General features: G+C 66.4%; 24 protein-coding genes. 23 read left to right on the top strand and 1 reads right to left on the bottom strand.

Annotated elements, in window-relative coordinates; all coding sequences use genetic code 11:
• Nucleotides 1–25: 25 nt before the first annotated feature.
• From FKZ61_RS04075 to FKZ61_RS04065, 3 genes are all read left to right on the top strand, one after another.
• On the top strand, nucleotides 26–1033 hold the full coding sequence (locus tag FKZ61_RS04075; RefSeq protein WP_141608797.1) for a Gfo/Idh/MocA family protein: 1008 nt from the start codon (nucleotides 26–28) through the stop codon (nucleotides 1031–1033).
• 67 nt (nucleotides 1034–1100) lie between these two features.
• Nucleotides 1101–1901, top strand: a complete 801-nt coding sequence (locus FKZ61_RS04070) for an oxidoreductase (RefSeq protein ID WP_211358396.1) — start codon at nucleotides 1101–1103, stop codon at nucleotides 1899–1901.
• An 18-nt stretch (nucleotides 1902–1919) separates the two neighbouring features.
• On the top strand, nucleotides 1920–3365 hold the full coding sequence (locus FKZ61_RS04065; RefSeq protein ID WP_141608796.1) for a BNR-4 repeat-containing protein: 1446 nt from the start codon (nucleotides 1920–1922) through the stop codon (nucleotides 3363–3365).
• Between the two features lie 11 nt (nucleotides 3366–3376).
• On the opposite strand, the gene FKZ61_RS04060 is transcribed toward FKZ61_RS04065, so the two are convergent.
• On the bottom strand, nucleotides 3377–4543 hold the full coding sequence (locus tag FKZ61_RS04060; protein WP_141608795.1) for an iron-containing alcohol dehydrogenase: 1167 nt from the start codon (nucleotides 4541–4543) through the stop codon (nucleotides 3377–3379).
• 298 nt (nucleotides 4544–4841) lie between these two features.
• Between FKZ61_RS04060 and FKZ61_RS04055 the strand changes: the two genes are divergently transcribed.
• From FKZ61_RS04055 to iolG, 20 genes are all read left to right on the top strand, one after another.
• Nucleotides 4842–5597, top strand: coding sequence for a class I SAM-dependent methyltransferase (locus tag FKZ61_RS04055; protein ID WP_170199216.1), 756 nt, complete (start codon nucleotides 4842–4844; stop codon nucleotides 5595–5597).
• Between the two features lie 138 nt (nucleotides 5598–5735).
• Entirely contained in the window at nucleotides 5736–6530 is a 795-nt protein-coding gene (locus FKZ61_RS04050) for an iron-sulfur cluster-binding protein (protein ID WP_141608879.1), read from the top strand.
• A gap of 96 nt (nucleotides 6531–6626) precedes the next feature.
• A complete protein-coding gene (locus FKZ61_RS04045) occupies nucleotides 6627–7604 on the top strand; it encodes a DUF368 domain-containing protein (RefSeq protein ID WP_211358408.1) in 978 nt (325 codons plus the stop codon).
• A gap of 28 nt (nucleotides 7605–7632) precedes the next feature.
• Complete coding sequence (locus FKZ61_RS04040) at nucleotides 7633–8283, top strand: nucleotidyltransferase family protein (RefSeq protein WP_141608793.1); 651 nt, start codon at nucleotides 7633–7635, stop codon at nucleotides 8281–8283.
• A gap of 157 nt (nucleotides 8284–8440) precedes the next feature.
• Nucleotides 8441–8809, top strand: coding sequence for an XdhC family protein (locus FKZ61_RS04035; RefSeq protein ID WP_141608792.1), 369 nt, complete (start codon nucleotides 8441–8443; stop codon nucleotides 8807–8809).
• Between the two features lie 16 nt (nucleotides 8810–8825).
• Nucleotides 8826–9662, top strand: coding sequence for an XdhC family protein (locus FKZ61_RS04030; protein WP_141608791.1), 837 nt, complete (start codon nucleotides 8826–8828; stop codon nucleotides 9660–9662).
• Between the two features lie 21 nt (nucleotides 9663–9683).
• Nucleotides 9684–10010: a nucleotide pyrophosphohydrolase gene (locus FKZ61_RS04025; RefSeq protein WP_141608790.1), complete on the top strand. Its 327-nt coding sequence runs from the start codon at nucleotides 9684–9686 to the stop codon at nucleotides 10008–10010.
• A 176-nt stretch (nucleotides 10011–10186) separates the two neighbouring features.
• Nucleotides 10187–11206 carry a LacI family DNA-binding transcriptional regulator gene (locus FKZ61_RS04020; RefSeq protein ID WP_141608789.1) on the top strand — a complete coding sequence of 340 codons (1020 nt, stop codon included), beginning with the start codon at nucleotides 10187–10189 and terminating at the stop codon, nucleotides 11204–11206.
• 93 nt (nucleotides 11207–11299) lie between these two features.
• Complete coding sequence (gene iolB / locus FKZ61_RS04015) at nucleotides 11300–12193, top strand: 5-deoxy-glucuronate isomerase (RefSeq protein WP_141608788.1); 894 nt, start codon at nucleotides 11300–11302, stop codon at nucleotides 12191–12193.
• A gap of 15 nt (nucleotides 12194–12208) precedes the next feature.
• On the top strand, nucleotides 12209–13234 hold the full coding sequence (gene iolC / locus FKZ61_RS04010; RefSeq protein WP_141608787.1) for a 5-dehydro-2-deoxygluconokinase: 1026 nt from the start codon (nucleotides 12209–12211) through the stop codon (nucleotides 13232–13234).
• Nucleotides 13235–13356: 122 nt separating this feature from the next.
• Nucleotides 13357–14376, top strand: coding sequence for a sugar ABC transporter substrate-binding protein (locus FKZ61_RS04005; protein WP_141608786.1), 1020 nt, complete (start codon nucleotides 13357–13359; stop codon nucleotides 14374–14376).
• 152 nt (nucleotides 14377–14528) lie between these two features.
• Nucleotides 14529–15584: an ABC transporter permease gene (locus FKZ61_RS04000; protein WP_211358395.1), complete on the top strand. Its 1056-nt coding sequence runs from the start codon at nucleotides 14529–14531 to the stop codon at nucleotides 15582–15584.
• Nucleotides 15581–16510: an ATP-binding cassette domain-containing protein gene (locus FKZ61_RS03995; RefSeq protein WP_141608785.1), complete on the top strand. Its 930-nt coding sequence runs from the start codon at nucleotides 15581–15583 to the stop codon at nucleotides 16508–16510. Before FKZ61_RS04000 ends, FKZ61_RS03995 begins: the two co-directional genes overlap by 4 nt.
• Before the next feature lie 69 nt (nucleotides 16511–16579).
• On the top strand, nucleotides 16580–18463 hold the full coding sequence (gene iolD, locus FKZ61_RS03990) for a 3D-(3,5/4)-trihydroxycyclohexane-1,2-dione acylhydrolase (decyclizing) (RefSeq protein WP_141608784.1): 1884 nt from the start codon (nucleotides 16580–16582) through the stop codon (nucleotides 18461–18463).
• Nucleotides 18464–18586: 123 nt separating this feature from the next.
• Entirely contained in the window at nucleotides 18587–20500 is a 1914-nt protein-coding gene (locus FKZ61_RS03985; RefSeq protein WP_141608783.1) for a heparinase II/III domain-containing protein, read from the top strand.
• A 185-nt stretch (nucleotides 20501–20685) separates the two neighbouring features.
• The gene (locus FKZ61_RS03980) at nucleotides 20686–22164 is read left to right on the top strand and encodes a CoA-acylating methylmalonate-semialdehyde dehydrogenase (protein WP_141608782.1); all 1479 of its coding nucleotides are present in this window, start codon (nucleotides 20686–20688) and stop codon (nucleotides 22162–22164) included.
• Between the two features lie 17 nt (nucleotides 22165–22181).
• Entirely contained in the window at nucleotides 22182–23372 is a 1191-nt protein-coding gene (locus tag FKZ61_RS03975) for a Gfo/Idh/MocA family protein (protein WP_141608781.1), read from the top strand.
• A 57-nt stretch (nucleotides 23373–23429) separates the two neighbouring features.
• Nucleotides 23430–24581, top strand: coding sequence for a hypothetical protein (locus tag FKZ61_RS03970; RefSeq protein WP_141608780.1), 1152 nt, complete (start codon nucleotides 23430–23432; stop codon nucleotides 24579–24581).
• A gap of 192 nt (nucleotides 24582–24773) precedes the next feature.
• Nucleotides 24774–25706, top strand: coding sequence for a sugar phosphate isomerase/epimerase family protein (locus FKZ61_RS03965; protein ID WP_141608779.1), 933 nt, complete (start codon nucleotides 24774–24776; stop codon nucleotides 25704–25706).
• A gap of 79 nt (nucleotides 25707–25785) precedes the next feature.
• Nucleotides 25786–26808: an inositol 2-dehydrogenase gene (gene iolG, locus FKZ61_RS03960; protein ID WP_141608876.1), complete on the top strand. Its 1023-nt coding sequence runs from the start codon at nucleotides 25786–25788 to the stop codon at nucleotides 26806–26808.
• Nucleotide 26809: the final 1 nt, after the last annotated feature.

The raw sequence follows: 26809 nt of genomic DNA, 5'->3' as shown, positions 1-26809 counted from the left end.
ACCTCCCTTTCAGGAGTTTTCCATCATGAAGCAGCTTGCCCTGGTGGGGTGTGCCCACATCCACACCCCCGGTTTTGTCAAACGCCTTCAGGCCCGCTCCGATGTGCAGGTAAAGACCGTCTGGGACCACCAGCCGGCTCGGGCCGAGAAGTGGGCCGCGGAACTGGGCGCGGCCACCGCCGCCGATGTGGACGCCATCTGGGCGGACGACCAGATCGAGGCCGTCATCATCTGCTCCGAGACGAACCGCCACGAGCCCCTGGTGCTGGCCGCGGCGGCCGCCGGGAAGCACCTCTTCGTGGAGAAGCCCCTGGGCATGGGCGCAGCCGATGCCTACGCCATGGCCGACGCCATCGACCGGGCCGGCGTCCTCTTCCAGACGGGCTACTTCCAGCGGGGAAATCCGGTCCACCGCTTCCTGAAAGAACAGATTGAACAGGGCCACTTCGGCCGCATCACCCGCCTGCGCCACAGCAACTGCCACAGTGGCTCCCTGGGCGACTGGTTCACGCCCGAATGGCTCTGGATGACTGACCCCGCCCAGGCAGGCGTGGGTGCCTTCGGTGATCTGGGCACCCATTCCCTGGACATCATGCTCTGGCTGCTGGGGGAAGATGTGCGCCAGGTCACAGCCAGCGTCCACGTGGCCACCGGCCGCTACGGCGACTGCGACGAGTACGGCGAGGGGTTGCTGGAGTTCGGAGATGGCACCGTGGGCAGCCTGGCCGCGGGCTGGGTGGACGTGGCCCATCCGGTGAACCTGATCCTGAGCGGCACCGAGGGCCATGCCTACGTCAGCAACGGCCAGCTCTACTTCAAGAGCAGCCATGTGCCCGGCGCCGATGGCGAACAGCCCTGGACCGACCTGCCCGAGCCCTGGCCCCATGCCTTCGAGCTCTTCCTGGACGCGGTGGTGGGCAAGCCCGACGTGCCCCTGGTCGGCGCGCAGGAGGCCGCGGTGCGCAGCGCGGTGATGGAGGCCCTCTATCAGGGCGCCTCTACCCACCGTTGGGTGGCGCCGTCCCTGCGATGAGGGTTGAAGGTTGAAAATTGAAGATTGAAGATTGGGTTGTTGGTAAAATTTGGGGGGAGATGAAGACGTGGCTGAACCATTGTTGCAGGGGAAAGTCATCCTGGTGACCGGCTCCACCACAGGCATCGGCGAGGCCACCGCCCGGCGTTGCGTGGCCGAGGGGGCCCGGGTCTTTGTGCACGGTCGCGACGAAGAGCGGGCCCGGGCGGTCTGCCGGGAGTTGGGCGGCGACAGCCACTACTACATCGGCGACCTGGGCGATCCGGCCCACTGTGAAGGGGTGGTGGCCGCAGCGGTGGCCCACTTCGGCCGCCTGGACGGCGTGGTGAACAACGCCGCGCTGACCACCCGCAGCAACCTGGAGACCACCGACGCCGCTACCTTCGACCGCATCGTGGCGGTGAATCTACGCGCGCCGCTGCTCATCATCCGGGCCGCGGTGCCCCACTTTCGCCGGCAGGGGGGCGGTGCGGTGGTGAACATCGGCTCGGTCAATGCCCTGGCCGGCGAGCCCAACCTGCTGGCCTACTCCGCGGCCAAAGGCGGCCTGGCCACCATGTCCCGCAACCTGGCCAACGCCCTGGCCGAGGAGCGCATCCGCATCAACCACCTGAACGTGGGCTGGGTGGCCACCCCCAACGAAATTGCCCTGAAACAGCGGGAGGGCCTGCCGCCCGGCTGGGAAAAGCACGTGCCCAAGACCTACGCGCCCACCGGCCGCCTGTTGGCCCCAGAGGAAGTGGCCGCGCACATCGTCTTCTGGCTCTCCGACCTGTCGGCCCCAGCCAACGGCGTGGTCTACGAACTGGAGCAATATTCCATGATCGGGCGCAACCTGGCCAAGGAAGACAACTGGCCCACCGGGTGAGCCCCCATCGTTAGCAGCATGATAACCCTCAACGCGAAGGCGGACGGCTACCGGGGCATCTGGTACATGAACCAGCCCACCGGCGACGAGTATGTCTTCAAGTACAGCGGCGGCCTGGGCACCTACTGCGCCAAGCACAGCCCCTTCGCCGTCTACTGTCCAGCTGTGGAGAAGACTTTCTTCTGTTACGGGGGGACCACGGCCAACAGCCATCTGGGCTACACGGCGGAAGATCTGCGGGAAGGACGCCAGCTGGAGCGACCCCGTCCCGGCTTCTTGCTCCACATGGTCTCCTACTTCGACCATGGGAGCGGCCTGGTGCCCAGGCCCACCATCCTGCTGGACAAAGGGACAGCTGACGCCCACGACAACCCGGTGCTGGCTGTGGACAGGGAGGGGCATCTCTGGATCTTCTCCACCTCCCACGGCCGCAGCCGTCCGTCCTTCATCCACCGCAGCCTGCGGCCCTATGACATCGACGCCTTCCAGCCGGTGGCAGCCCGCTGGCAGAACCCAGGCGGGGAATCAACGCCCGTGGACAACTTCTCCTACCTGCAGATGGCCACGGTGCCCGACGGCGGGTTTGTGGGCTGCTTCACCCGCTATCGGGACCCCGCGATCCGGACCCTCTTCACGTTGCGCAGCCGGGATGGCATGGTCTGGGAGCAGCGACGCCTGGCCGCCATCGAAGAGGGACACTACCAGATCAGTACCTTCCAGCATGGCCGGCTGGCCACTGCCTTCAACATGCACCCGGCTGGCAAGGGCCTGAACTGGCGCACCAACCTTTATTACATGGCCAGCGACGATCTGGGAGAAACCTGGCACTCGGCCGACGGCCGGCGCCTGGAGCTTCCCCTGACCGCGGCCCATAACCCGGCCCTGGTCCACGACTACCAGGCGGAGGGGCGCAACGTCTACCTCAAGGATATCCAGCTCGACGACGCGGGCCACCCTGTCATCCTCTACCTGACCAGCGGCGGGTACAGGCCCGGCCCCGAAGATGGCCCCCGCATCTGGCATACGGCCCGCTGGACCGGCAGCGACTGGGAGATCCGGCCCGTCTTCCAGTCGGACAGCAACTACGACATGGGCTCCCTCTACCTGGAGGCGCCCGACCGGTGGCGGATCATCGCGCCGGCCCTGCCCGGCCCCCAACCGTACAACCCGGGTGGTGAGGTGGGCATGTGGCTCAGCCACGATCAGGGGCGGAGCTGGACCCTGGCGCGCCAGATCACCCATCACAGCCCCTACAACCACACCTACGTCCGCCGTCCCCTCCAGGCCCACCCTGGCTTCTACGCCCTGTGGGCCGACGGTCACGGACGCCAACCTTCCCCCTCCCGCCTCTACTTTTGCGATCAGGACGGCCAGGCGTATCGGCTGCCGCCGATGATGGACGACGCGGTGGCAATGCCGCTGCCCCTCCCCCCTGAGGATGCTGCCCTCCCCCCACCTCGTTAAATCCGCCGGCGCTACAGGGCGCGGGACAGAATCTCGGCCAGTTCCTCATCGGTCAGCGGCAGGGGGTTGCCCTTCATACTGCTGGAACGCTGGGCTTTCTCCACCACCGCGGGAATGTCCGCCACCCCAAGCCCAGGCGTCCAGTTGGGTGCGCCCAGGGAAGGCACCTGCAGATCCGCGCAGAGGGCCTCCACCCAGGCCACACCGTCAGCCGCGTCGGCCGCCGGGTTGCCCGTGAGGATCCGGGCCACCTCGTCGTAGCGGGCCCGGATGGGCGAATCTGGCTGGCGCTGGGCCAGGGCACGGAGGTTCACCTCCATGACCAGGGGCAGGAGCCGGGCGCAGATGACGCCATGGGGGATGGGAAACATGCCGCCAAGGACACCGGCCAGGCCATGCACCGCGCCCAGCCTGGCGTTGGCCAGGGCCAGGCCGCCGCAGAGGCTGGCCAGTGCCATGTCCTCCCGGGCCGACGCATCCTCGCCGTGGCTGTATGCCCGCCGCAGGGAACGGGCCGCCCGCTGGAGCCCCAGCCGGGCGATGGCATCGGTCAGCGGATTGGCCTGGATGGAAACGAAGGGCTCCAGGCATTGGGTCAGAGCGTCCAGGCCGGTACTGGCGGTCACGGCAGGGGGCAGGGAGAGGGTGAGCATGGGGTCGACCACGGCCAGCCGGGGTAGCATGTGGGGGCTGCGCAGGCTGACCTTCACCCGCTCCGCGGGGACGGCCAGCACCGCGTTCCGGGTCACCTCCGCGCCGGTGCCGGCCGTGGTGGGGATGGCCACAAAGGGGGCGGAGGGCTCTTGAAGGGGCTGACCCCGCCCCACCACCTCCAGGTAATCCAGGGGATCGCCCGGATTGGTGAGCAAAGCGGCGATGGCCTTGCCTGCATCGATGGCGCTGCCGCCGCCCATCCCCACCACGAAGGCAGCCTTGAACCGGCGGGCCTCCGCCACCCCTTCCTGCACCTGGCGAACGTCCGGCTCCCCAGAGATGGGAAAGACCTGGCTCTCCACACCCCGGGCCTGGAGCCCATCCAGCAGCGGGATGGCCCGCTCCGTATGGCGGCCGGTCACCACCAGGGCCCGCGCCCCCAACCCGGCCGCCGCGTCGATCCCCGCCTCCAGTACCCCAGGTCCAAACAGGATGCGGGTGGCGGTGGCAAATTCAAAGTTCATGGCTCCCCCTTTCTGACACAGGAATTCAGGATCCTGGTAGCTTGTCTTCGTCCACAGATGACACAGATTTTACAGGCAGGCGGGTATGCGGTTGGGGCATGCCCCCCCACACAAGAACATGGTCGCCCCACAGTAGGCGCAGCTCGCAGCTGCGCATTGTCGCCGCCCCTACGAGAACCGCTTCCCGGTCCCTCCATCTCCCCCCAGGTTTGACGGCGGTGATGGTATCAGGATAACATCAGCCGGGACTTTGGAAGAATTGGGAAAGGCCGGTGTAAACGCCATGCAAGGGGGCGAGATGGACCCGCGGGCGGCCTGGAATCGGGCCAGCCCGGACTATCTGGCGCGCTACCAGCGCACCGATGTGCCGATCCACTATGGGCCGTGGGGACCGGACGAAGAGCAGGTCCGGCTGCTGGGTCCGGTGCAGGGGAAGCGCATTCTGGAGCTGGGTTGCGGCGGCGGCCACATCAGCGTGGCCCTGGCACGCCAGGGGGCAGAGGTCACCGGCGTGGACATCAGCGACGCGCAGGTGGCCGCGGCCCGGGCGCTGGCCCAGGAGGTCGGCGTACCGGTACGGTTCCTCCGGGCGGCCATGGAGGCCCTGGAGGGATTGCCCGACGCTACCTGGGACCTGATCCTGAGCATCTACGCCCTGCACTACGTGGCGGAGGTCGACTCCTGCCTGGCTGCCTGCCATCGCCTGTTGCGCCCAGGGGGACGGCTCATCTTCAGCCTGGACCATCCCTTTCGCAACTGTTTCTTCGACGTCGAGGAGCAGGAGATGGTCAGCTACCCGGTGCGCAGCTACTTCCAGGCGGAGGGCTTGCACTGGCGCTTCGGTGTGGAGCAGGTACCCATGCAGACCTACCATCGCCCCCTCTCTGCCTGGCTGGACACCATCCACGGGGCAGGCTTTCAGCTGCTCCACCTGTTGGAACCGCCGCCGGATCCGGCCCTGGTGGCCCAGGAATGGCCCGAGGATAGCCCGCTGGCTCCACTGGCCCTCATCCCCCAGACGGTGATTTTCGTGGCTCGGCGACCCGCTGCGTGAGAGAAGGCTCCACCGATGAGCCAGGGTGGCGCCCATGATTTCGCAGGTCCGGTTTCCATACCGGGCAAGCGGTCTATGCCTCTTGATAAGACAATCGGTATGATACGGAGTTTCTAGAAAAGGCGACGAAGCAGACTTATGGACCTATCCGGACATGTCAACCTGCCGCTGGCAGCCACCATCCAGGCCATCCGCCGGGACAACTACCGGACCAAGACCTTCGTGCTGGATGCCCGCCTGGACGCTCGCCCGGGCCAGTTTGTGATGGCCTGGCTCCCCCGTTTTGATGAAAAGCCCTTCTCCCTGGTCAACGCCGACCCGGTGACCCTGATGGTCACAGCGGTGGGTCCCTTCACCGGCCTGCTACACGAAAAACGTGCCGGCGACCGCATCTGGATCCGGGGGCCCTTCGGCCAGGGCTTCCAGGTGCCCACCCACCACCAACACATCGCCCTGGTGGGTGGCGGCTATGGCGTGGCCCCCCTCTACTGGCTGGCTCGCGCCCAAAGTGGACAGACGCCCCAGATCACCACCATCATCGGCGCCCGCACCGCGGCCGACGTGCTCTATGCCCATCACTTCCAGCTCTTTGAACAGATCCCCCTCCAGGCTGTGCCCGAGGGGGACGCCACGGCCATCCGCACCATGACCCGCCACCAGGTAATGATCACCACGGAGGACGGCTCCCTGGGCCAACCGGGACGGGTCACCGACGCGCTGGAGCCCCTGCTGGCCGCGGGGCAGGTGGACGGCATCTACGCCTGCGGTCCCCACGGCATGCTGGCCGCGCTGGAAGCCCTGGGTGCCCGCTATGGCGTGCCCTGCCAGTTGAGCTGGGAAGCCTACATGCGCTGCGCGGTGGGCATCTGTGGCGCCTGTGAACACGACGGTCGACTCCTCTGCCTGGACGGCCCGGTGCTCCATGGCCCATAGGTCTTGCCATTTTGGCCCGCTTGGGGTATCGTGGCCGCTGTCATGCCAGAGCAATCCAATTTCGAGAAACAAAGGAAACCTGTCTGAAGTATGTCCATGGAAACCAGTGCAACCAAGGTGGGTGTAGCTGCCCGACCGGTCCGGTCCCGGGCCCTGCTGGATTATCTGGGTCTGGTGGCCCGAGGATTCCTCATGGGCAGCGCCGATGTGGTGCCGGGCGTTTCCGGCGGCACCATGGCCTTTATTTTGGGTATCTATGAGGAGCTGATCCAGAGCATCCGCATGGTGGGCCGGCCAGAATTTGTGCGGGCGGTGTTGGGCCTGCGGATTCGGCAGGCGCTGGAGCTGGTCAACGCGGCCTTCCTGGCCGCGATCCTGGCCGGGATTGTCCTGGCCGTGGTGACCCTGGCGCCCGGCATCGAATGGCTGCTGCTTCACCAGCCTGTCCTCCTGTGGAGCTTCTTTTTCGGGCTGGTGCTGGCCTCGGTTTTCACGGTCAGCAAACGGATCCGCCGCTGGACGCCGGGCCTCTGGCTTTCCCTGGCGGTGGGGATGGTAGGCGCCTATCTGCTGGTGGGCATGGTGCCGGTGCAGACGCCAGAGACCTGGTGGTTCCTCTTTCTGAGCGGCGCCCTGGCCATCTGTGCCATGATCCTGCCGGGCATCTCCGGCTCGTTCATCCTGGTGCTGTTGGGAAAGTACCAGTTCTTCGTCAGTGCAGTCAACCAGCGAGATCTGGTCAGCCTGGCCCTGGCGGGAATGGGCGCGGCCGTGGGGCTGGTGAGTTTCGCCCAGGTGTTGGGATGGCTCTTCAAACGCTATCACGACCCGACGGTGGCGCTTCTCACCGGCCTGATGCTGGGCAGCCTGCGCAAGGTCTGGCCGTGGAAGGAGACGGTGGCCTTCATCACCGACCGCCACGGGGCCATCCTGCCCACCGTGGAACGCAACATATTGCCGCCGCTGACCGTCCAGGGGGCTTTCAACCTGGAGATCCTGTACGCCCTGGGCCTGGCGTTGGTGGGCTTCGGGCTGGTGATGCTGATCGACCGATGGGCGCAGCAGGAGCGGTGAGCGGAAGCCGGGCGACGAGGTGGCTGCCATGAGATCGTCCCATCCGCCCATCCGGGTGGCGGCTGTGGTGGCGGCCGCGGGGCGCAGCCAACGCATGGGCCAGCTCAAGCAGCTTCTGCCGTGGGGAGAGACCACGGTGATCGCGGCGGTGGTCCAAAACCTGGCCGCCGCCGGCGCGGAACCGGTGGTCTGTGTCCTGGGCCATCGCCGGGAGGAGGTGGCCCAGGCCCTGGCCAACACGCCAGCCCACCTGGTCCACAATGAAGAGTATCGCCAGGGCGAAATGCTCAGCTCCTACCAGGCCGGCGTGCGCCACCTGTTGGAGCAAGGAGAGCCCCTGGCCGGGACCCTGCTGGCCCTGGGCGATCAGCCCCACATCCCGGTGGACATCATCCGGGCCGTGGTGGAACAGGCCCAACGGACGCCCCATCAGCCGGTGGTGCCCAGCTACGCCATGCGCCGAGGGCATCCCTTCTACCTGCCCGCCGTCCTCTGGCCGGAGCTGCTGGCCCTGGGACCGGAGGAGACCCTGCGGGCCCTCATGCGCCGCCGGCAGGACATCGTCTACGTCCCGGTGGAAAGCGACGCCATCCTGCGGGACATGGACACACCGGACGAGTACCAGACGCTGCAGGAGCAGCTCCGAAAATCCCAGGGTCGGAAAATGGGAACGCCCTGACACAGCGGGGTCGGGAGGTCGTGGTATACTGAAGCAAGATACAAGATAAAAGAGATCCACAGATGGTTTGCAGCCACAGATGACGCAGATAACGCCAGATCTGTGGATCCTCCACTTCATCCACGATGATTGAGCATGGCATGGGAGTAGAGCAGGTATGGCATCTGCCACCATTTATCAACATTTACAGCAGCTACTGGACCAGGGCCTGACCGTCGCCGTGGCCACCATCACCGACGTCAAGGGTTCCGTACCCCGGGAGGTCGGCGCCAAAATGATCATCCACCCCTACGGCCAGCATGTGGGCACCATCGGCGGCGGCTGTGGTGAGGCCGACGTCATCCGGGTCGGGCTGGATGTGATCCAGGACGGCCAGCCCCGCAACGTCCAGGTGGACCTGACCGAGGAGATCTCCATGAACAGCCTGGGTGTCTGCGGCGGCATCATGAACGTCTTTGTCGAGCCCTGGCGTCCGCAGACTGGCGACGTATCCACCACCGAAGCCGCCCCATCCGCGGCCAACTGATACCACCCGTTGCATCATGAACCAACCGATCTTGCAGGCGCTGCTGAACGCCCTGCGCCACCACGAGTCTGTCGTCCTGCTCAGTGTGACCCACGGCGAGGGACGCTATGCCGACGCGGTCGGTCGCCACTGCCTCCTCTGGAGTGACCCGGCCCGTGGGGTGGTGGGAGACCTGGGCCTGGGCGAGCTGGCCGACCAGGTGTACGCGGATGCCCGCCAGGCCCTGGCCGCTCGCCAGCATCGGCATCTGCGCTATCGGGACGCCGAGGGGAGCGTCCAGATCTTTGCCGAAGTCCAGGCCCAGCCGCCCCACCTGCTCATCGTGGGCGCCGGCCACATCGCGGTGCCCCTGGCCGCCATGGGCAAACTCTGTGACTTCCAGGTCACGGTGCTGGACGACCGGCCCCAATACGCCCACCCCGCCCGCTTCCCCACCGCGGACCAGGTCATCGCCGGCCCCTTCCGCCCCGAACTGCGCAAGCTGCGGGAACAGGGGATGCTGGACGAGCATACCTACATCGTGCTGGTGACCCGGGGACATCAACACGACGTGGACTGCCTGGTGGAGGTGCTGGACGACCCCCTGGCCTACATCGGCATGATCGGCAGCCAGCGACGCATCCGGGCGGTCTTCCAACTGCTGGAAAGCGAACAAGGCATCCCGCCGGAAAAGTTCGACCGGGTCTACGCCCCCATCGGCCTGGACATCGGCGCGCAGACGCCCGCGGAGATCGCGGTCTGCATCATGGCCGAAATCATCAACGTCATGCGGGGCGGGCCGGCCGTCTCCCTCAGCGAACAGATCCGTCGGGAACGACAGCAGCGGCGGGAACGGCTCACGGCTCGCACCTGACCATCGCGGAAGAAGCAAACCATGGATGCAGAGACAACCCTGCAGGAACTGCGCACGCGGGTGCAACAATTTGTGGAAGCCCGCCATTGGGACGGCTTTCACACCCCTAAAAATCTGGCCATGAGCATTGCCATCGAAGCGGCCGAGCTCATGGAACATTTCCAGTGGTGCGACGTGGACGCGGCCGGCGACCTGGTGGCCGATCCAGTCCAGCGGGCAGCCATTGCCGACGAGCTGGCGGACGTGATCATCTACTGCCTCAGCTTCGCCAACAGCGCCCAGATCGACGTGGCCGCCGCGGTCCAGGCCAAAATGGACCGCAACGAAAAGCGTTTCCCCGTTTCATAAAAGTTAGTGAATTGGCCAACTTTATCCCCCTTGACACGCCCCCCGCCCCTGTGCTATACTAAAAATGAGCACACGTTTGTGCATTCCCAATGCAGCTCCCAACGCGATAACCCTTCCAACTGCCCGGCAAAAGGCCAGGCGTCCATCCCTGGTTGTGTCACCCGGAAGATAGACCCATGCCCCAGAAGCGCGTCTCCATCAAAGATATCGCCGAGGCGGCAGGCGTCAGCCACCCCACGGTCAGCCGGGCCCTGCGCGGGGAAGGCCGCATGAGCGACGAAACCCGCCAGCGCATCCTGGAACTGGCCCAGGAGATGGGCTACACGCCCAGCCTGGTGGCGCGCGGCCTGGTCACCCAACGCAGCCACCTCATCGGTCTGGTCATCACCACCTTTGCCGACCCCTTCCACAACGAAGTGGTCCAGGGGGTGGAAGAGGAGGCCATCCGTCACGGCTACGACATCTTTGTGGCCAGCACCGGCGTCAACGCCGAGCGGGAAAAGGAAGTGGTGCGCAGCTTCCAGGGACGCCAGGTGGACGGCATCATCGTCTCCTCCAGCCGGGTGGGCGACGACTACGCCGATCTCCTCCAGGAAACGGGCATCCCCATTGTTCTCATCAATTCCCACGTGGCCGGCAGCCATTTCCATGCCGTACACCATGATGACTACGCCGGCGGCTGTCAGCTCATGGCCCACCTGCTGGAGCGGGGCTACCGCCGCATCGCCTACCTGGGCAACGCCCGGGCCGGCAAAGCCAACACCGACCGCCACCGGGCCTGGGAAGATTCCCTGCGGGCCGCCGGTTTGGCGCCAGGGCTGGCCATCTACGGCCCCAACGGCCGGCTGGCGGGCGGGGTCCAGGCAGCGGAAGCGCTGTTGCCGGCTGCCCGGGAACGGTGGGGCGCACCACCGGATGCCATCTGCTGCTATAACGACACCATGGCCATCGGCGCCATGGCCGTACTGCGCCGTTGCGGCCTGCGCATTCCCGACGACGTGGCCATCACCGGCTTCGACGACATCGACGTGGCCGCTTACCTGGAGCCCCCGCTGACCACCTTCCACCAGCCCCGCCACCAGCTGGGCGTCGAAGCCATGCAGGTCATGCTCAGCCTGCTGGGCCAGACCAACCCCCACCCGCCCCGCCAGGTGCGGACGCTGATAGGCCAGCTGGTGGTGCGCCGGTCCAGTTGAGTCGCGTCTGACCATGAACACACTTAACCATTTTCCATTCTCAATTTTCCATTATCCATTCCCTGAAACCTGGAAAGGGAGTCGCCAATCACCATGGCCATTCAATACACCGCAGAAAATATCCTGATCTGCCCATCCCCCCGGGCCGATGACCCCGATCTGATCGTCGAAGTGACCCCAGAGCGGGCCGGCTGGGAGTACATTTCGTTCCAGGCCCGGCGGCTGGCAACGGGCCAGCAGTGGTCCTTCCAGACGGGCGAGCACGAGCTGGCCTTCGTCAACCTGAGCGGCCGCTACACGGTCACCTCCAACCGGGGCGAGTGGCACGGCATCGGCGGCCGCGCCAACGTCTTTACCGGGGCCGCCCACGCCCTCTACCTGCCCCGCCACACCACGTTCACCGTGACTGCTGAAGAAGGCGGCGAATTTGCCGTGGCCTGGGTGCCCACCGACCAGGACCACGACCCCTGGCTGATCCGCCCCGAGGACGTGGCCATCTCCATCCGGGGCGGCGACAACGTGAGCCGCCAGATCAACGACCTGCTGCCGCCCGGCTCCCCGGTCCATCGGCTGGTGCTGGTGGAGGTCTACACCCCCAGCGGCAACTGGAGCAGCTACCCCGGCCACAAACACGATGTCCACATCGAGGATGAAGCAGGGAACCTGATCGAGGCCGATCTGGAGGAGATCTACTTCTACAAATTCGACCGGCCCGAGGGCTACGCCTACCAGCGGGTCTACACCGACGAGAACTCCCCCCTCCACCAGGCCGGCTACCCCATCGACGCGTTGGTGCGCCCTACCGAAAACTGCGTGGTGCTGGTTCCGGAAGGCTACCACCCGGTGGTCAGCGCGCCGGGCTACACCACCTACTACCTGAACGTCCTGGCCGGCAGCGCCCAGAGCCTGGCCAACCAGGACGATCCCCGCTACGCGTGGGTGAAGGAGACCTACAAGACGGTGGATCCGCGGTTACCGCTGTACTAACAAGGATAACTGACCATGAACGATGCCTCCTCCCGCACCTATGACTCCCTGCACATGGGCCGTTCGTCCATCGACCTCTACAGCAACGACGTGGGCGCGCCCTTTGAGGAGATCAAGAGCTTTGCCGCCTACGTGGGCGGCTCGCCCACCAACATCAGCGTCGGCGCCCGCCGCCTGGGCCTGAAGACAGCCCTGCTCACCGGCCTGGGCGAAGATCCGGTGGGCGATTTCATCCTGCACTTCCTGCGCAAGGAGGGCGTTGAAACGAAGTTCAGCCCCCGCAAGCCAGGTCACCGCACCAGCGCGGTGGTGCTGGGCATCGAACCGCCAGACAAATTTCCCCTGGTCTACTACCGGGACAACTGCGCCGACATCGAGCTGACCATCGACGACGTGCTGGCGGCACCGGTGGCCGACAGCAAGGTCTTCCAGTTCGCCGGCACCAACCTGAGCAAGGAGCCCAGCCGCAGCGCCACCATGTTCGCCGCGGAGCTGGCCCGCCAGGCCGGCACCCATGTGATTTTCGACATCGACTTCCGGCCGGACCAGTGGCACGATCCCCGGGCCTTCGGCGTGGTGGTGCGCTCGGTACTCCCCCTGGTGGACGTGGTCATCGGCACGGAAGATGAGATCAACGCCACCATGCTCACCGACCCGGCCCAGATGCGCCTGACCCATTCCCAGGTTTCGGATACCCGGGTGGAGGGCGACGTGGAACGGGCCATCGAGCGCATGCTGGCCGCCGGCCCCAAGGCCGTGGTGGAGAAGATCGGCGCCAAAGGGGCGCGGATCCACCTGGCCAGTGGCGAGACCATCGACGCGCCGGGCTACCCGGTGGAGATCTACAACATCCTGGGCGCGGGCGACGCCTTCGGCGCCGGCTTCCTCTACGGCTACGTGAACGGGTGGGATTGGTACAAGGCGGCCCGCCTGGGCAACGCCTGCGGGGCCATCGTGGTCACCAAGCACGGCTGCGCCAACTTCATGCCCACCTACGAGGAGGTGATGGCGTTTGTGGCCGAGCGCGGCGGCCTGGATTAAGGCCGGCCGGCGCTTTCAACCGCCGAAGGGCGCAGAGAAACCGCGATCCAGCACGGCGCCCTGGGCCCTCGGCGGTCAAAGTTCCAACAATCCTATCTTTCATCACCAAAAGGAGGAACCCAATGAAGTGGACAGGCAAGATGTATGCATTGGGACTCGTGGCAGCCATGTTTATCGGCATGGTCGTGGCCGCCTGCTTCGGCGCGGCGCCGGCACCGGTCTCCACGGCAGAGGCTCCGGCACCGGCCCAGCAACAGGACATGCGGGACATCCGCATCGTGGTGGTCAGCCATGGGCAGGCCTCGGACCCGTTCTGGTCCGTGGTGAAGAACGGCGTAGACCAGGCGGCCCGGGACATGCGGGTCCAGGTGGAATACCAGGCCCCCCAGACCTTCGACATGGTGGCCATGGCCCAGCTCATTGACGCGGCGGTGGCCTCCAAGCCCGACGGCCTGGTGGTCTCCATCCCTGACCCCGATGCGCTGGGCGATTCCATCCGGGCCGCCGTGGAGGCCGGCATCCCGGTCATCTCCATGAACTCCGGCAGCGACGTGGCCAAGGAGCTGGGCGTGCTCAACCACGTGGGCCAGACCGAGTATGAGGCGGGCTACGGCGGTGGCCAGCGCATGGCCGCGGCCGGCGCCACCCATGCCCTCTGCGTCAACCAGGAGGTGGGCAACGTGGCCCTGGACCTGCGTTGCCAGGGCTTTGCCGACGCCATGGCCGAGGCCGGCGGCACGGTGGAAGTGCTGGCGGTGGAGCTGGCCGACCCGGTGGATGCCCAGCAGCGCATCGCCGCGGCCCTGACGGCCAACCCCGACGTGGACAGCATCCTGACCCTGGGGCCCACGGGCGCAGCACCGGCCCTGGCCGCGTTGGAAGAGGCCGGGCTCCTGGGCCAGATCAAGCTGGCCACCTTCGACCTGTCGCCGGAGGTGCTGGAGGCGATCCGGGATGGCAACATGCTCTTCGCCATCGACCAGCAGCAGTATCTGCAGGGGTACCTGCCCATCGTCCTGCTCACCCTCTACAAGGAAAACCTGAACACCGTGGCCAACGATGTCATCATGACCGGACCGGGCTTCGTCACCCAGGAGACGGCAGCCCAGGTGATCGAGCTTTCGGCGGCCGGCACCCGCTGAGGAGTAGGGGATTGGGGGATTCGGGGAGTGGGGGATTGGCAACAAGGTGAACGATCTTGCCAACTTCCTCCCCAATCCCCAATCACCGAATTCCCCCATCACCCCTGGCCACCCCCGACACGGAAACGTTGGAGGTTTTACGGAGGAACCTGATGACCACGACCACAACGGCTGCACCGGGCAGCCGGGACGAACGGCTGGTGGAGTCCGGCCTGCTGCGGCGGCTGCTCACCCGGCCGGAGCTGGGCGCCCTGGGCGGCGCCATCCTGGTCTGGATCTTCTTCGCCATCACGGCGCCCACGGGCTTCCTGAGCCTGCGGGGCACGGCCAGCTACCTGGAGGTGGCCTCTCACCTGGGCATCCTGGCCGTGGCGGTGGCCCTGCTCATGATCGGCGGCGAGTTCGACCTCTCTGTCGGCTCCATGATCGGCCTGGCCGGCGCCACCATGGCCATCCTCAGCACCACCCAGGGGATCCCCCTCTACCTGGCCGCGCTGGTTGCCCTGGTCATTGCCCTGGGTGTCGGGTTCATCAACGGCTACCTGGTGATCCGGACCAAGTTGCCCTCCTTTATCATCACCTTGGGCAGCCTCTTTATCATTCGAGGGCTGACCATTGCCTTCACCCGCATGATCACCGGTCGCACCCAGATCGGCGGCCTGGACAGGGTGGACGGCTACGAGCTGATGCGGGTGCTCTTCGCTGGCGAGCTGATGGTGGGGGGGGCTCGCTTTCGCGCCTCCATCCTCTGGTGGTTGCTGGTGGGCGCGCTGGCCACGTGGGTCCTGCTGCGCACCCGGGTGGGCAACTGGATCTTCGGCGCGGGCGGGGCGCCGGAAGCAGCCCGCAACGTGGGTGTGCCGGTGGATAAGCTCAAAATCGGCCTCTTCATGACCACCGCCTTTGCAGCCTGGCTGGTGGCCGCCATCCAGATCACGGTAGTCAAGTCGGCGGATACGTTGCGGGGAGAACAACAGGAATTCATCGCCATCATCGCCGCGGTGATTGGCGGCACCCTGCTCACGGGCGGTTATGGCTCGGCCATCGGCGCCATGCTGGGCGCGCTCATCTTCGGCATGGTGAAACAGGGCATTGTCTTTGCCGGCGTGGATGCCGACTGGTTCAACGTTTTTTTGGGCACCATGCTCATCATTGCGGTGCTGGTGAACAATTACGTACGGCAGGCAGCGGAGAAAGCCAGACGATGAACAGCCAGGCAAACAGCAACCGGATCCCCCTGCTGGAAGTCCGCCACGTCTCCAAATTCTTCGGCAACGTCATCGCCCTCAACGATGTCTCCATGCAGGTCTACAGCGGCGAAGTCATGTGCCTCCTGGGCGACAACGGCGCAGGCAAATCCACCCTGATCAAGATCCTGTCCGGCGTCCACAAGCCGGATGAGGGCCAGTACCTGGTGGAAGGCCAGCCTGTGAACTTCGACTCGCCCCGGGACGCGCTGGACCGGGGCATCGCCACGGTCTACCAGGATCTGGCCATGATCCCCCTCATGAGCATCACCCGCAACTTCTTCCTGGGCTCGGAACCGACCCGGGGGTGGGGCCCCTTCCGCCGCCTGGACATGGGCTTCGCCAACCGGGTGGCCCGGGAAGAGCTGCACAAAATGGGCATCGACATCCGGGATCCCTCCCAGCCGGTGGGCACGCTGTCGGGCGGTGAACGCCAGTCGGTGGCCATCGCGCGGGCAGTCTACTTCGGCGCCAAGGTCCTGATCCTGGACGAGCCCACCGCGGCCCTGGGGGTCAAGCAGGCGGGCACGGTGCTCCGCTACATCGCCCAGGCGCGGAGCCGGGGCCTGGGGGTGATCTTCATCACCCACAACCCCCACCACGCCTACGCGGTGGGCGACCGCTTCACCATCCTCAAACGGGGGCGGACAGTGGGCGTCTTCACCAAAGCGGAGCTCAGCCGCGAGGAGATGGTGCGCATGATGTCCGGCGCGGATGAACTGGATGAACTCAGCCACGAACTGGCTGCCCTCTCCGCCCAGGATGCCTTCCAGGAGGACCAGGAGTTGAGCAGCATGGAGCAAGCCATTGCCCATGCCCTGGAAGAGGGGGAAGAGCTTTTCCAGGAAGGCACGGAACAAAAAGATCGTCCACCCAGGGCCCGCTAAGCAGACCGGGAAACGCCCAGTCCAACCAGGCCCTGGCTTTCCACAGCCAAGTTGTTGAGGAAGGATTCCATGAGTGCACAAACCATCCGCCTGACCACAGCCCAGGCCATTGTCCGCTTTTTGAAAGTCCAGTACACGGCCCGTGACGGCGTGGAACGGCCCTTCTTTGCCGGCTGTTTTGGCATCTTCGGCCACGGCAACGTGGCGGGCATCGGCCAGGCCCTGCAGCAGTATCCCGACTTCCGCTACTACCAGACCCGCAACGAGCAGGCCATGGTCCACACCGCCGCCGCCTTTGCCAAGCACAGCAACCGGCTGCGCACCCTGGCCTGCACCAGCTCCATCGGGCCGGGCGCCACCAACATGGTCACCGGCGCGGCCACCGCCACCATCAACCGGCTGCCGGTGCTCCTGCTGCCGGGGGACATCTTTGCCCGCCGCAACGTGGCCCCCGTGCTCCAGCAGTTGGAATCGGAGCACACCCAGGACATCTCGGTCAACGACTGCTTCAAACCGGTGAGCCGCTACTGGGACCGCATCAACCGGCCCGAGCAGATCATCACCGCCCTGCCCGAAGCCATGCGGGTCCTCACCAGCCCGGCCGAGACCGGCGCGGTCACCCTCTCCCTGCCCCAGGACGTCCAGGCCGAGGCCTTCGACTTCCCGGCCGCCCTCTTCGAGAAGCGGGTCTGGCATATCCCCCGCAACCGGCCGGACACCGCATCCCTACAGCGGGCCGCCGAGTGGATCCGGGCGGCGAAACAGCCCCTCATCATCGCCGGCGGGGGCGTCATCTACAGCGAGGCTACCGAAACCCTGCGCCAGTTTGTGGACCAGACGGGCATCCCCGTGGGCGAGACCATGGCCGGCAAGGGCAGCCTGCGCTACGACCATCCCCTCTGCCTGGGCGCCATCGGCGTCACCGGCACCCTGGCCGCCAACATCCTGGCCAAGGAGGCCGACCTGGTCATCGGCATCGGCACCCGCTACAGCGACTTCACCACGGCCAGCAAGACCCAGTTCCAACACCCGGACGTGCGCTTCATCAACATCAACGTGGCCGAGTTCGATGCCTACAAGCACAGCGCCCTGCCCCTGGTAGGCGACGCCCGGGTCACCCTGGAGGAGCTGGCCCAGTTGCTCCAGGGCTACCGGGTGGACGACGCCTACCGGGCCCGGGCCCAGGAGCTCCACGACCGCTGGGAGGCCGAGGTGGACCGCATCTACGCCATCCGCAACCAGCCCCTTCCCAGCCAGGGAGAGCTCATCGGCGCGGTCAACGAGCACGGCGACCCGGACGCGGTGATGGTCTGCGCCGCGGGCAGCCTCCCCGGCGACCTGCACAAGCTCTGGCGGGCCCGCCACCCCAAGCAATACCACCTGGAGTACGGCTATAGCTGCATGGGCTATGAAATCGCGGGCGGCCTGGGCATCAAGATGGCCGACCCCGAACGGGAGGTCTACGTGCTGGTGGGCGACGGCAGCTACCTGATGCTGGCCAACGAAATTATCACATCCATCCAGGAAGGGTATAAACTGACCATCGTCCTCATGGACAACCGGGGCTTCAAGAGCATCGGCTCCCTGAGCCGCTCCCTGGGCTCCCAGGGCTTCGGCACCCGCTATGCCTATCCCAAGGACGGCGGCCTGCCCTCGGACGAAGCCGGCGAGGCGGTGGCGGATCTGCCCGTGGATCTGGCCATGAACGCCCGCAGCCTGGGCGCCCACGTGATCGAGTGCCAGAGCTACGACGACGTGGTGGCGGCCCTGGGCAAGGCCAGGGAGATAGACCGCACCACGGTCATCTACGTGCAGAACGACCGCTACGTCTCCGTGCCCGGCTATGAGAGCTGGTGGGACGTGCCGGTGGCGGAGGTGAGCGAGATGGACTCGGTGCGCGCCGCCCGGGAAGAGTGGGAGGAGATGCGCAGCCGGGAACGTTACTACCTGTAAAACCGTAAAATCTGGAGGCGCATCTCCCCAATGTGTACCAACCTGCCTGGTTCCCTGCGAAACCGGGATGGGTAGCGCACATTTGGGGTAGATGAGCCAACCTGGAAAGGCATCTTTCACCGCATGTTAGCTGAACGTTATCCAGAAGCCCGGCTGGCGGCCGCCCTGATCCCCCGGGACCGCTGGCACCCTTACCCCACCGCATCCCAGCGGGGCGCCTGGGAGGCCCTGCCCGACCCGGTGCGCGCCCAGAACATCCGCCTGGGCGAGGCGTTGCTCAACCATACATGGCCCGCCCTGCCCGCCACCCTCTTCCTGGAGTATGTCCGCATCGGCAACCGGCGCAACTACGAACGGCAACACTTCGCCCGCCGGGGCGCCCTGGGCAACCTGGTGGTGGCCGAGTGTCTGGAAGGCAAAGGCCGCTTCCTGGACGACATTGTCAACGGCATCTGGGCTATCTGTGAAGAATCCTACTGGGGCGTCCCCGCGCACGTGCGCATGCAGCGGGCGGGGGTTGGCCTGCCCGACACGGCCGAACCCACGGTGGATCTCTTCGCCGCGGAGACCGGCGCGCTCCTGGCCTGGTGTAGCTACCTGCTGGGCCCCCAACTGGACAGCATCTCGCCTCTGATCAACCAGCGCATCCAGCGGGAAGTGCAACAGCGCATCCTCACCCCCTGCCTGGAGCGGGACGACTTCTGGTGGATGGGTTTCGGCCAGCGCCGGGTCAACAACTGGAACCCGTGGGTGAACTCCAACTGGCTTACCTGTACCTTGCTGCTGGAGGCAGATCCGGCGCGCCGCCTGGCAGCCGTGGCCAAGATCCTGCGCAGCCTGGACAAATTCATCGATCCCTACCCCCGGGACGGCGGCTGCGACGAGGGGCCCAGCTACTGGGGGCGAGCCGGCGCATCCCTCTTCGACTGCCTGGAGCTGTTGCACAGCGCCACCGACGGTGAAATCCACGTCTACGACGAACCCCTCATCCAGGAGATCGGCCGCTTCATCTACCGGGTTCAGATCGCGGACGACTACTACATCAACTTCGCCGACGCCCCCGCGCTGGTGTATCCAGATGGCGCCCTGATCTATCGGTACGGCCAGCGCATCGGCGACCCGGAGATGATGGCCCTGGGCGCCTGGCGGGCGGCGCGGGAATGGGCCGCCTTCAGCCAGCTCCGGGAGCCGAAAGAGCACGTGCCCACCAGCATGGGCCGCCGCCTGCCGGCCCTCTTCCTGGCCGAAGAACTCCAGGAGCAGGAGCGCTCGGGGCGCGCCTACCCACCCCTGCCCCGAGACGTCTGGCTCCCGGAAATTCAGGTGATGGTGGCCCGGGATCAGGCCCGATCCCCCGCCGGCCTGTTCGTCGCTGCCAAGGGCGGCCACAACGAGGAAAGCCACAACCACAACGACGTGGGCAACGCCATCGTCTACGTGGAGGGCCGGCCCGTCATCGTGGACGCCGGCGTGGAAACCTACACTGCCAAGACCTTCAGCGCCGAACGCTACACCATCTGGACCATGCAGTCGGCCTACCACACCCTGCCCACCATCGACGGCGTCATGCAGGCGCCGGGCCGGGACTTCGCCGCGCGGGATGTCCACTACAGCGTGGACGAAGCGCAGGCGAGCCTGCACCTGGACATCGCCGGGGCCTACCCCCCCGAGGCCAAGCTGGAGCGCTGGGCGCGGACGGTCACCCTGCACCGGGGGCGGGAGGTGGTCATCCAGGACGGCTACCGGCTGACCGCGCCGGCCGGGGAGATCACCCTGAGCCTGGTGACCCCCTGTCAGGTGGAACAGCCGTCGCCCGGCGTCCTCCACCTGACCCCGGCGCCCCTGCCCGAGGGCCGCATGGCCGGTGCGGCGCAGGTCCACTACGGGGCCGACGATTTCCAGGTGGAGCTGGAGACCATCCCCATCCACGACGAACGCCTGGGCGGCATCTGGGGAGATCACCTGACCCGGGTCATCCTGCGCGCGGTGAACCCGCCCCAGGAAGCCACCTGGGCGCTGCGGGTGCGGCCCCTGTAAAAAAGGCGGTCAGGAGTCCAGAGTCCGGGGTCCGAAGTCCGGAGTCCGGAGGCTGGGGTGGCACGGAGCCAGTACACCACGAGGATGGCCCATTGGCGAAGTGGGCCTCCGCCGGTGCGGCTCCGTCCTGAATGAAAACGGCTGTCGAAGCCGGCATTGCTGGAATTGAAAGAAGGAACAAACCCATGAGCACCAATGGACAGCTTCTCAACTTTATCAACGGACAGTGGCAGCGCTCCAGCGCCAGCCAGTACCTGGACGTGACCAACCCGGCCACCGCCCGGGTCATGACCCGGGTGCCCCTTTCCCCCGCCGCCGAAGTGGACGCGGCGGTCCAGGCCGGGCTGCAGGCTTTCACCGAGTGGCGGCGGACGCCGGTCACCGACCGGATCCAGTACCTGTTTAAGCTGAAGAACCTGTTGGAAGAACACCTGGACGAGATCGCCCGCACCATCACCAACGAGTGCGGCAAGACCTACGCGGAGAGCGTGGGGGAGATGCGCCGGGGCATCGAGAATGTGGAAGTGGCCTGCGGCGCGCCCAGCCTGATGCAGGGCTACAACAACGAGGACATCGCCCGGGGCATCGATGAGCACATGATCCGGCAGCCCCTGGGCGTGGTGGCGGCCATTACCCCCTTCAACTTCCCCGGCATGATCCCCCTCTGGTTCATGCCCTACGCGCTGGCCACGGGCAACTGCTTCATCCTGAAACCCAGCGAAAAGGTGCCCATGACCAGCCAGAAGCTCTTCGAGCTCCTGGAGGCGGCGGGCTTCCCGCCCGGCGTGGTGCAACTGGTCAACGGCAGCAAGGAAACGGTGGACGCGCTGCTGGATCACCCGGGCATCAAAGCCATCAGCTTCGTGGGCTCCACGCCGGTGGCCAAGTACGTCTACAGCCGGGCCGCGGCCAACGGCAAGCGCGCCCAGTGCCAGGGCGGCGCCAAGAACCCGGTGGTCATCATGCCGGACGCCGACATGGACGCGGCCACCCGCATCATGGCCGATTCCGCCTTCGGCTGCGCAGGCCAGCGCTGCCTGGCTGCCTCGGTGGCCATCACCGTGGGGGAAGCTCGGGACATCTTCACCGAGCAGATCGCCGACGCCGCGGCCAGCCGCAAGGTGGGCTACGGCCTGGACGAAGGGGTGGAGATGGGGCCGGTCATCACCCGGGAGAGCAAGGCCCGCATCGAAAGCCTCATCACCAAAGGCGAGCAGGAAGGTGCCCGGGTGCTGGTGGACGGCCGGGGCAAACAGGTGAGCGGCTATGAGGAGGGCTTCTGGGTCTTCCCCACCGTGCTGGACAGCGTCAACCCAGAGGGGGAAATCGCCCGCACCGAGATCTTTGGGCCGGTGCTCAGCCTGATGCATGCCCGGGACATCGACGAGGCTATCGAGCTGGTCAACAAGCGGCCCTACGGCAACATGGCCTGCATCTTCACCAGCAGCGGCGCCACCGCCCGCCAGTTCCGCTACGAGGTGGACGCGGGCAACGTGGGCATCAACATCGGCGTGGCCGCCCCCATGGCCTTCTTCCCCTTCAGCGGCTGGAACGAGAGCTTCTTCGGCGACCTCCACGCCCAGGGGCGCCACGGCGTCGAGTTCTACACCCAGACCAAGGTGGTGGTGGAACGCTGGCCGCGCGAGTGGAGCCGGAAGTTTTGATAAAAGGAACCTTCTTCATGACACATCAGATCGGCATCGGCGTCATCGGCATGGGCTGGATGGGCATGGTCCACAGCCGGGCCTACCGTCAGGTGGCGGACCGTTTCTACGAGAGCGGCATTCGGCCCCGGCTGGTCATCTGTGCCGATGAAGCGGAAGAGCGGACCCGCCGGGCCCAGGAGACCCTGGGCTTCGAACAGGTCACCACCGACTGGCGGGAAGTGGTGGAGCACCCCGCGGTCCAGGTGGTCAACATCGCCGCGCCCAACTACCTCCACCTGGAGATGGTGCGGGCCGCCGCGGCCGCCGGCAAACACATCTTCTGCGAGAAACCGGTAGGCCGTACGCCGGAAGAAACGGCCGAGATCGAGTATCTGGCCCGGAAGGCCGGCGTGCTCAGCTTTGTGGGCTTCAACTACCGCTGGGCGCCCATGGTCCAGTACACCCACCAGCTCATCCAGGAGGGGCAGCTGGGCCGGCTCACCCACTACCGCGGGCGCTTCTTCTCCATGTACGGGAGCAACCCGTATGGCCTGCTGACGTGGCGCTTCGACCGGGAACAGGCGGGGCTGGGCGTGCTGGGCGACATCATGTCCCACGTGGTGGACATGGCCCACATGCTGGCCGGCCCCATCCGCCGGGTGGTCAGCCGCCGCCACACCTTCATCACCGAGCGGCCCCTGCCCCGGCCCGCCGCCGGGGGCACCCACTTTGCCGTGGGCCAGCCCGACGATCCCAAAGGGCCGGTGACCAACGAGGACTACGTCAGCGCCCTGGTGGAATTCGAGAACGGCGCCCAGGGCACCCTGGAGAGCTGCCGGGTCATCTTCGGCCCCAAGTGCGAGATGGCCTTTGAGCTCAACGGCACCCGCGGCGCAGCCCGGTGGAACTTTGAGCGGATGAACGAATTGGAGCTATACTTGCCCGAGGGCACCCAGGCCCACGACGGCTATACCCGCCTGCTGGCCGGACCCGGCTTCCCGTTCCACGGCCGTTTCAACCCGGGGGACGGCATCGGCATCGGCTATGAGGATCTGAAAGCCATCGAGGCCTATCAGTTCCTGCAGGCGGTGGTGGAGGGCACCCCCCGCCCCCCCGGCTTCCGGGAAGCCCTCCAGCTGGCCAGCGTCCAGGCGGCCATGGTACGCTCCTGGGAGAGCGGCACCTGGGAAGAGGTGGTCAGCCTGGAACGCCAGGAGCCGGCCTGACGGTGCCCGGCAACAACTGCATCCGCCCAACATGAGAAACAGAGGCATGAGGTAGCCATGACAAACAACATCATCAGTCCCTTTGGTCGCCCAGACCCCAACCTGCCCATCCGCGAGGGGGCACCCGCGCTCACCCGCCCCACCAAGGAGGAGATCGCCGCGTTCCCAGAGGAAGCCGCCGCGCTGCTGCGCAAGAACTGGGAGGCCCAGTCGGCGCTGCTGGAGGCCGGCCAGTTCAACCTGGACTGGGTGGAGGGCCGCCACTTCCTGCTGGCCGGCGCCACCGGCCCCGGCCTGGGCGGCGCCTTCGCCTCCGCCATCCTGGGCACGGGGAAGGCCGCCAGCGTCACCATCATCGGCCGGGACCTCACCCGCTCCCTGAACTACGAGACGGGCAAGGCCATGCAGGCCCAGGCCGAGGCCGCGGGCATGGGCAATCGCTTCCACTGGCTCAACGACGGCATGGCCCTGGAAGGGCCGCCCCTGGCTGCCCTGCTCCAGGCCTTGAAGGAAGCCGGCGCGGACCGGGTGGTCTACTTCAACACGGTGGCCGCGGCCATTTCCGGCCTGCTGCCCGGCATGCCGCCCGTCTACGTCAAGGATGTGGACGAAAATGGCCTCTTCCAGTGGAAGCTGCGCCCCCTGACGGAAAAGGAGATCGAGATCACCCGCTTCGTCATGGGCGAGATGGCCGTGCGCTTCCCCTCGGTGCTGGAAGAAAACGGCATCGCCGTGGAGGCCAGCGTCTTCGCCGACTGGCGGGGCAGCCTGGACAAGATCAGCCGGGACCCGACCCAACGGGAATACGGCCGCCAGGGCGCCTACTCCACCAGCCTCTACATCCCCAAGGAATTCCTGCAAGAGGCCACCCGCTCCGCCATCGGCACCGACCGGGTGGTGCTGGACATCTTCTACCCCATGATGCGCACCCGGGCCCTGCCCCTCATCCCCGGCGGCGTCACCACGGCCAACGTCAACCAGAAACTCATGCAGATCGAGGGAATCCGCCACATCGACGTGCCCGAGCTGGCCCTGATGGGCCTGGACTTCGTCGGCCGCGCCCTGACCGAAGGCTACGACAACCCCTTCCCCCGGGCGGATCGCCACGATGCCCACCTGGACGAGTGGATGTTCGAGGTGATGGCCCGGCTTAACAACGACGAAAACAGCGACTTTTACTACAAACGCTGGACTGAACTGGATGAGTAAAGCCGTTTGTCCTGCGAAATGGCGCTCACGATTCCGTAGGTCCGGTTTCCATACCGGACAAGCGGTCAACCGGACAAACGGTCACGTATGGAAACGTGACCTGCTGGACAGAACTGGATGAGTAACCTTGCGGGCTGTGGGGGCTGTCCCCCCGGGGCTGCCCACAGCCTGCCATCAACCGGGAGAGAACCTATGGGCACCATCCTCGTCGGCAACGCGCCCTGTTCCTGGGGAACCCTGGAATTCGAAGGCCTCCCGCAACAGCCCATCGGCTACCAGCAGATGCTGGATGAGCTGGCCGAAACCGGCTACACCGGCACGGAGCTGGGCGACTGGGGATTCATGCCCACGGAGCCGGAACTGCTCCAGGAGGAGCTGGCCTCCCGCCAGCTACATCTGACCGGCGCCTACGTGGGCTTCCCCCTGCGGGATCCGGTCAGCCACAAGCCGGGGGAGGCCGTGGCCCTGCGCACGGCCCGGCTCCTGGCGGCCGTGGCCGACGCCCTGGGCCAGCCGGTGCGCCCCTTTTTGGTGCTGGCCGACGCCAACGGCACCGACCCGGTGCGCACGGCCCACGCGGGCCGGGTGACGCCGGCCATGGGCATGAGCGAGGCTGAGTGGGAGATCTTTGCCCAGGGCGCCAACCGCATCGCCCGGGCCGTCGCGGCCGAGACCGGCCTGACCACCGTCTTTCACCCCCACTGCGCCGGCTTTGTGGAAACCCCCGCGGAGATCGAGCGGCTGCTGAAACTGACGGACCCAGTCTTGCTGGGGCTGGTCTTCGACACCGGCCACTACGCGTTCGGCGCCGGCGGCTGCGCCACCCTGCTGGAGGCCCTGGACCGCTTCGCCGATCGCATCCGCTACATCCATTTCAAGGACTGCAGCCAGGAACGGCTGGAGCAGGCCCGCCGGGAGGAGTGGGACTACTTCACGGCCGTCCGCCACGGCATTTTCTGTGAGCTGGGCCAGGGCTGCGTGGACTTCCCCGGGGTGTTGGCCTGGCTGCGCGCCCACGACTACCAGGGCTACATCACCGTGGAGCAGGATGTGCTGCCCGGCATGGGCACGCCCAAGGAGAGCGCGGCCCGCAATCGGGCCTACCTCCGCTCCATCGGCCTGTAGCCGGTAGTGCATTGCGTCTTGGCGTCTTTGCGTTGAAAAATGCCCTCTTCGCAGGGAAGTTACAGAATTGGCCAAAAACATGAGCAACAGCCTGAACCTGGGCCTCATCGGCGTCGGCCGCATCGGCCGCATGCACGCCGAGCACCTGGCCCACCGCATTCCCAAAGCCAACCTGATCGCCGTGGCCGACGTGATCGAGGAGGCCGCCCAGGAGGTGGCCCGCCGCCTGCGGGTGCCCACCGCGGTCCAGGACTACCGTCGCCTGTTGGAGGACCCGGCCATCGAGGCCGTGGTGATCTGCTCTGCCACCCATACCCACGCCCAGATCATCCAGGAAGCCGCGGCCGCGGGCAAGCACATCTTCTGTGAAAAACCCATCGACCACGACCTGGCCAAAATCGACCAGGCGTTGGACGCGGTGGCCAGGGCCGGGGTGAAGCTCCAGATCGGCTTCAACCGGCGCTTTGACGCCAACTACGCCCGGGTCCGCCAGGCCATCGCCGACGGGGAGATCGGCGCGCCTCACCTGATGCACATCATCAGCCGGGATCCGGCGCCGCCTCCCCTGAGCTACATCCAGGTCTCCGGCGGCATCTTCCTGGACATGACCATCCACGACTTCGACATGGCCCGCTTCCTCATGGGCTGCGAGGCCACGGAAGTCTACACGGCAGCCGGCGTCCTGGTGGATCCCCAGATCGGCCAGGCGGGCGACCTGGACACGGCCCTCATCACCCTGAAGTTTGAAAACGGCGCCATGGGCGTCATCGACAACAGCCGCCAGGCCGTCTACGGCTACGACCAGCGGGTGGAGGTGCTGGGCAGCAAGGGAAGCGTCGCCACCGCCAACAACTACCCCAACACCGCGGTGGTGAGCACTGCCGGCCAGGTGCGGCGAGATCCGCCCCTCTACTTCTTTCTGGAGCGCTACATCGACAGCTACGTGGCCGAGATGAACGCCTTCGTGGAGGCGGTGCTGCAGGACCGGCCCACCCCGGTCAACGGCCGTGACGGCCGCATTCCCGTGATCATGGGGCTGGCGGCCCGCCGCTCGTACGACGAGAACCGCCCGGTCCGGCTGGCGGAAATCGCGCCCCTCTGAG

The sequence above is a fragment of the Litorilinea aerophila genome, assembly GCF_006569185.2.
GTDB lineage: Bacteria > Chloroflexota > Anaerolineae > Caldilineales > Caldilineaceae > Litorilinea > Litorilinea aerophila.
This window is presented reverse-complemented; position numbering and strand designations above follow the sequence as displayed.

What these genes read in the sequence shown, in the direction of transcription:
- FKZ61_RS04075 (WP_141608797.1), top strand. Translation starts at nt 26, where the DNA reads ATGAAGCAGCTTGCCCTGGTGGGGTGTGCCCACATCCACACCCCCGGT.
- FKZ61_RS04065 (WP_141608796.1), top strand. Translation starts at nt 1,920, where the DNA reads ATGATAACCCTCAACGCGAAGGCGGACGGCTACCGGGGCATCTGGTAC.
- FKZ61_RS04060 (WP_141608795.1), bottom strand. Translation starts at nt 4,543, where the DNA reads ATGAACTTTGAATTTGCCACCGCCACCCGCATCCTGTTTGGACCTGGG.
- FKZ61_RS04055 (WP_170199216.1), top strand. Translation starts at nt 4,842, where the DNA reads ATGGACCCGCGGGCGGCCTGGAATCGGGCCAGCCCGGACTATCTGGCG.
- FKZ61_RS04050 (WP_141608879.1), top strand. Translation starts at nt 5,736, where the DNA reads ATGGACCTATCCGGACATGTCAACCTGCCGCTGGCAGCCACCATCCAG.
- FKZ61_RS04045 (WP_211358408.1), top strand. Translation starts at nt 6,627, where the DNA reads ATGGAAACCAGTGCAACCAAGGTGGGTGTAGCTGCCCGACCGGTCCGG.
- FKZ61_RS04040 (WP_141608793.1), top strand. Translation starts at nt 7,633, where the DNA reads ATGAGATCGTCCCATCCGCCCATCCGGGTGGCGGCTGTGGTGGCGGCC.
- FKZ61_RS04035 (WP_141608792.1), top strand. Translation starts at nt 8,441, where the DNA reads ATGGCATCTGCCACCATTTATCAACATTTACAGCAGCTACTGGACCAG.
- FKZ61_RS04030 (WP_141608791.1), top strand. Translation starts at nt 8,826, where the DNA reads ATGAACCAACCGATCTTGCAGGCGCTGCTGAACGCCCTGCGCCACCAC.
- FKZ61_RS04025 (WP_141608790.1), top strand. Translation starts at nt 9,684, where the DNA reads ATGGATGCAGAGACAACCCTGCAGGAACTGCGCACGCGGGTGCAACAA.
- FKZ61_RS04020 (WP_141608789.1), top strand. Translation starts at nt 10,187, where the DNA reads ATGCCCCAGAAGCGCGTCTCCATCAAAGATATCGCCGAGGCGGCAGGC.
- iolB (WP_141608788.1), top strand. Translation starts at nt 11,300, where the DNA reads ATGGCCATTCAATACACCGCAGAAAATATCCTGATCTGCCCATCCCCC.
- iolC (WP_141608787.1), top strand. Translation starts at nt 12,209, where the DNA reads ATGAACGATGCCTCCTCCCGCACCTATGACTCCCTGCACATGGGCCGT.
- FKZ61_RS04005 (WP_141608786.1), top strand. Translation starts at nt 13,357, where the DNA reads ATGAAGTGGACAGGCAAGATGTATGCATTGGGACTCGTGGCAGCCATG.
- FKZ61_RS04000 (WP_211358395.1), top strand. Translation starts at nt 14,529, where the DNA reads ATGACCACGACCACAACGGCTGCACCGGGCAGCCGGGACGAACGGCTG.
- FKZ61_RS03995 (WP_141608785.1), top strand. Translation starts at nt 15,581, where the DNA reads ATGAACAGCCAGGCAAACAGCAACCGGATCCCCCTGCTGGAAGTCCGC.
- iolD (WP_141608784.1), top strand. Translation starts at nt 16,580, where the DNA reads ATGAGTGCACAAACCATCCGCCTGACCACAGCCCAGGCCATTGTCCGC.
- FKZ61_RS03985 (WP_141608783.1), top strand. Translation starts at nt 18,587, where the DNA reads ATGTTAGCTGAACGTTATCCAGAAGCCCGGCTGGCGGCCGCCCTGATC.
- FKZ61_RS03980 (WP_141608782.1), top strand. Translation starts at nt 20,686, where the DNA reads ATGAGCACCAATGGACAGCTTCTCAACTTTATCAACGGACAGTGGCAG.
- FKZ61_RS03975 (WP_141608781.1), top strand. Translation starts at nt 22,182, where the DNA reads ATGACACATCAGATCGGCATCGGCGTCATCGGCATGGGCTGGATGGGC.
- FKZ61_RS03970 (WP_141608780.1), top strand. Translation starts at nt 23,430, where the DNA reads ATGACAAACAACATCATCAGTCCCTTTGGTCGCCCAGACCCCAACCTG.
- FKZ61_RS03965 (WP_141608779.1), top strand. Translation starts at nt 24,774, where the DNA reads ATGGGCACCATCCTCGTCGGCAACGCGCCCTGTTCCTGGGGAACCCTG.
- iolG (WP_141608876.1), top strand. Translation starts at nt 25,786, where the DNA reads ATGAGCAACAGCCTGAACCTGGGCCTCATCGGCGTCGGCCGCATCGGC.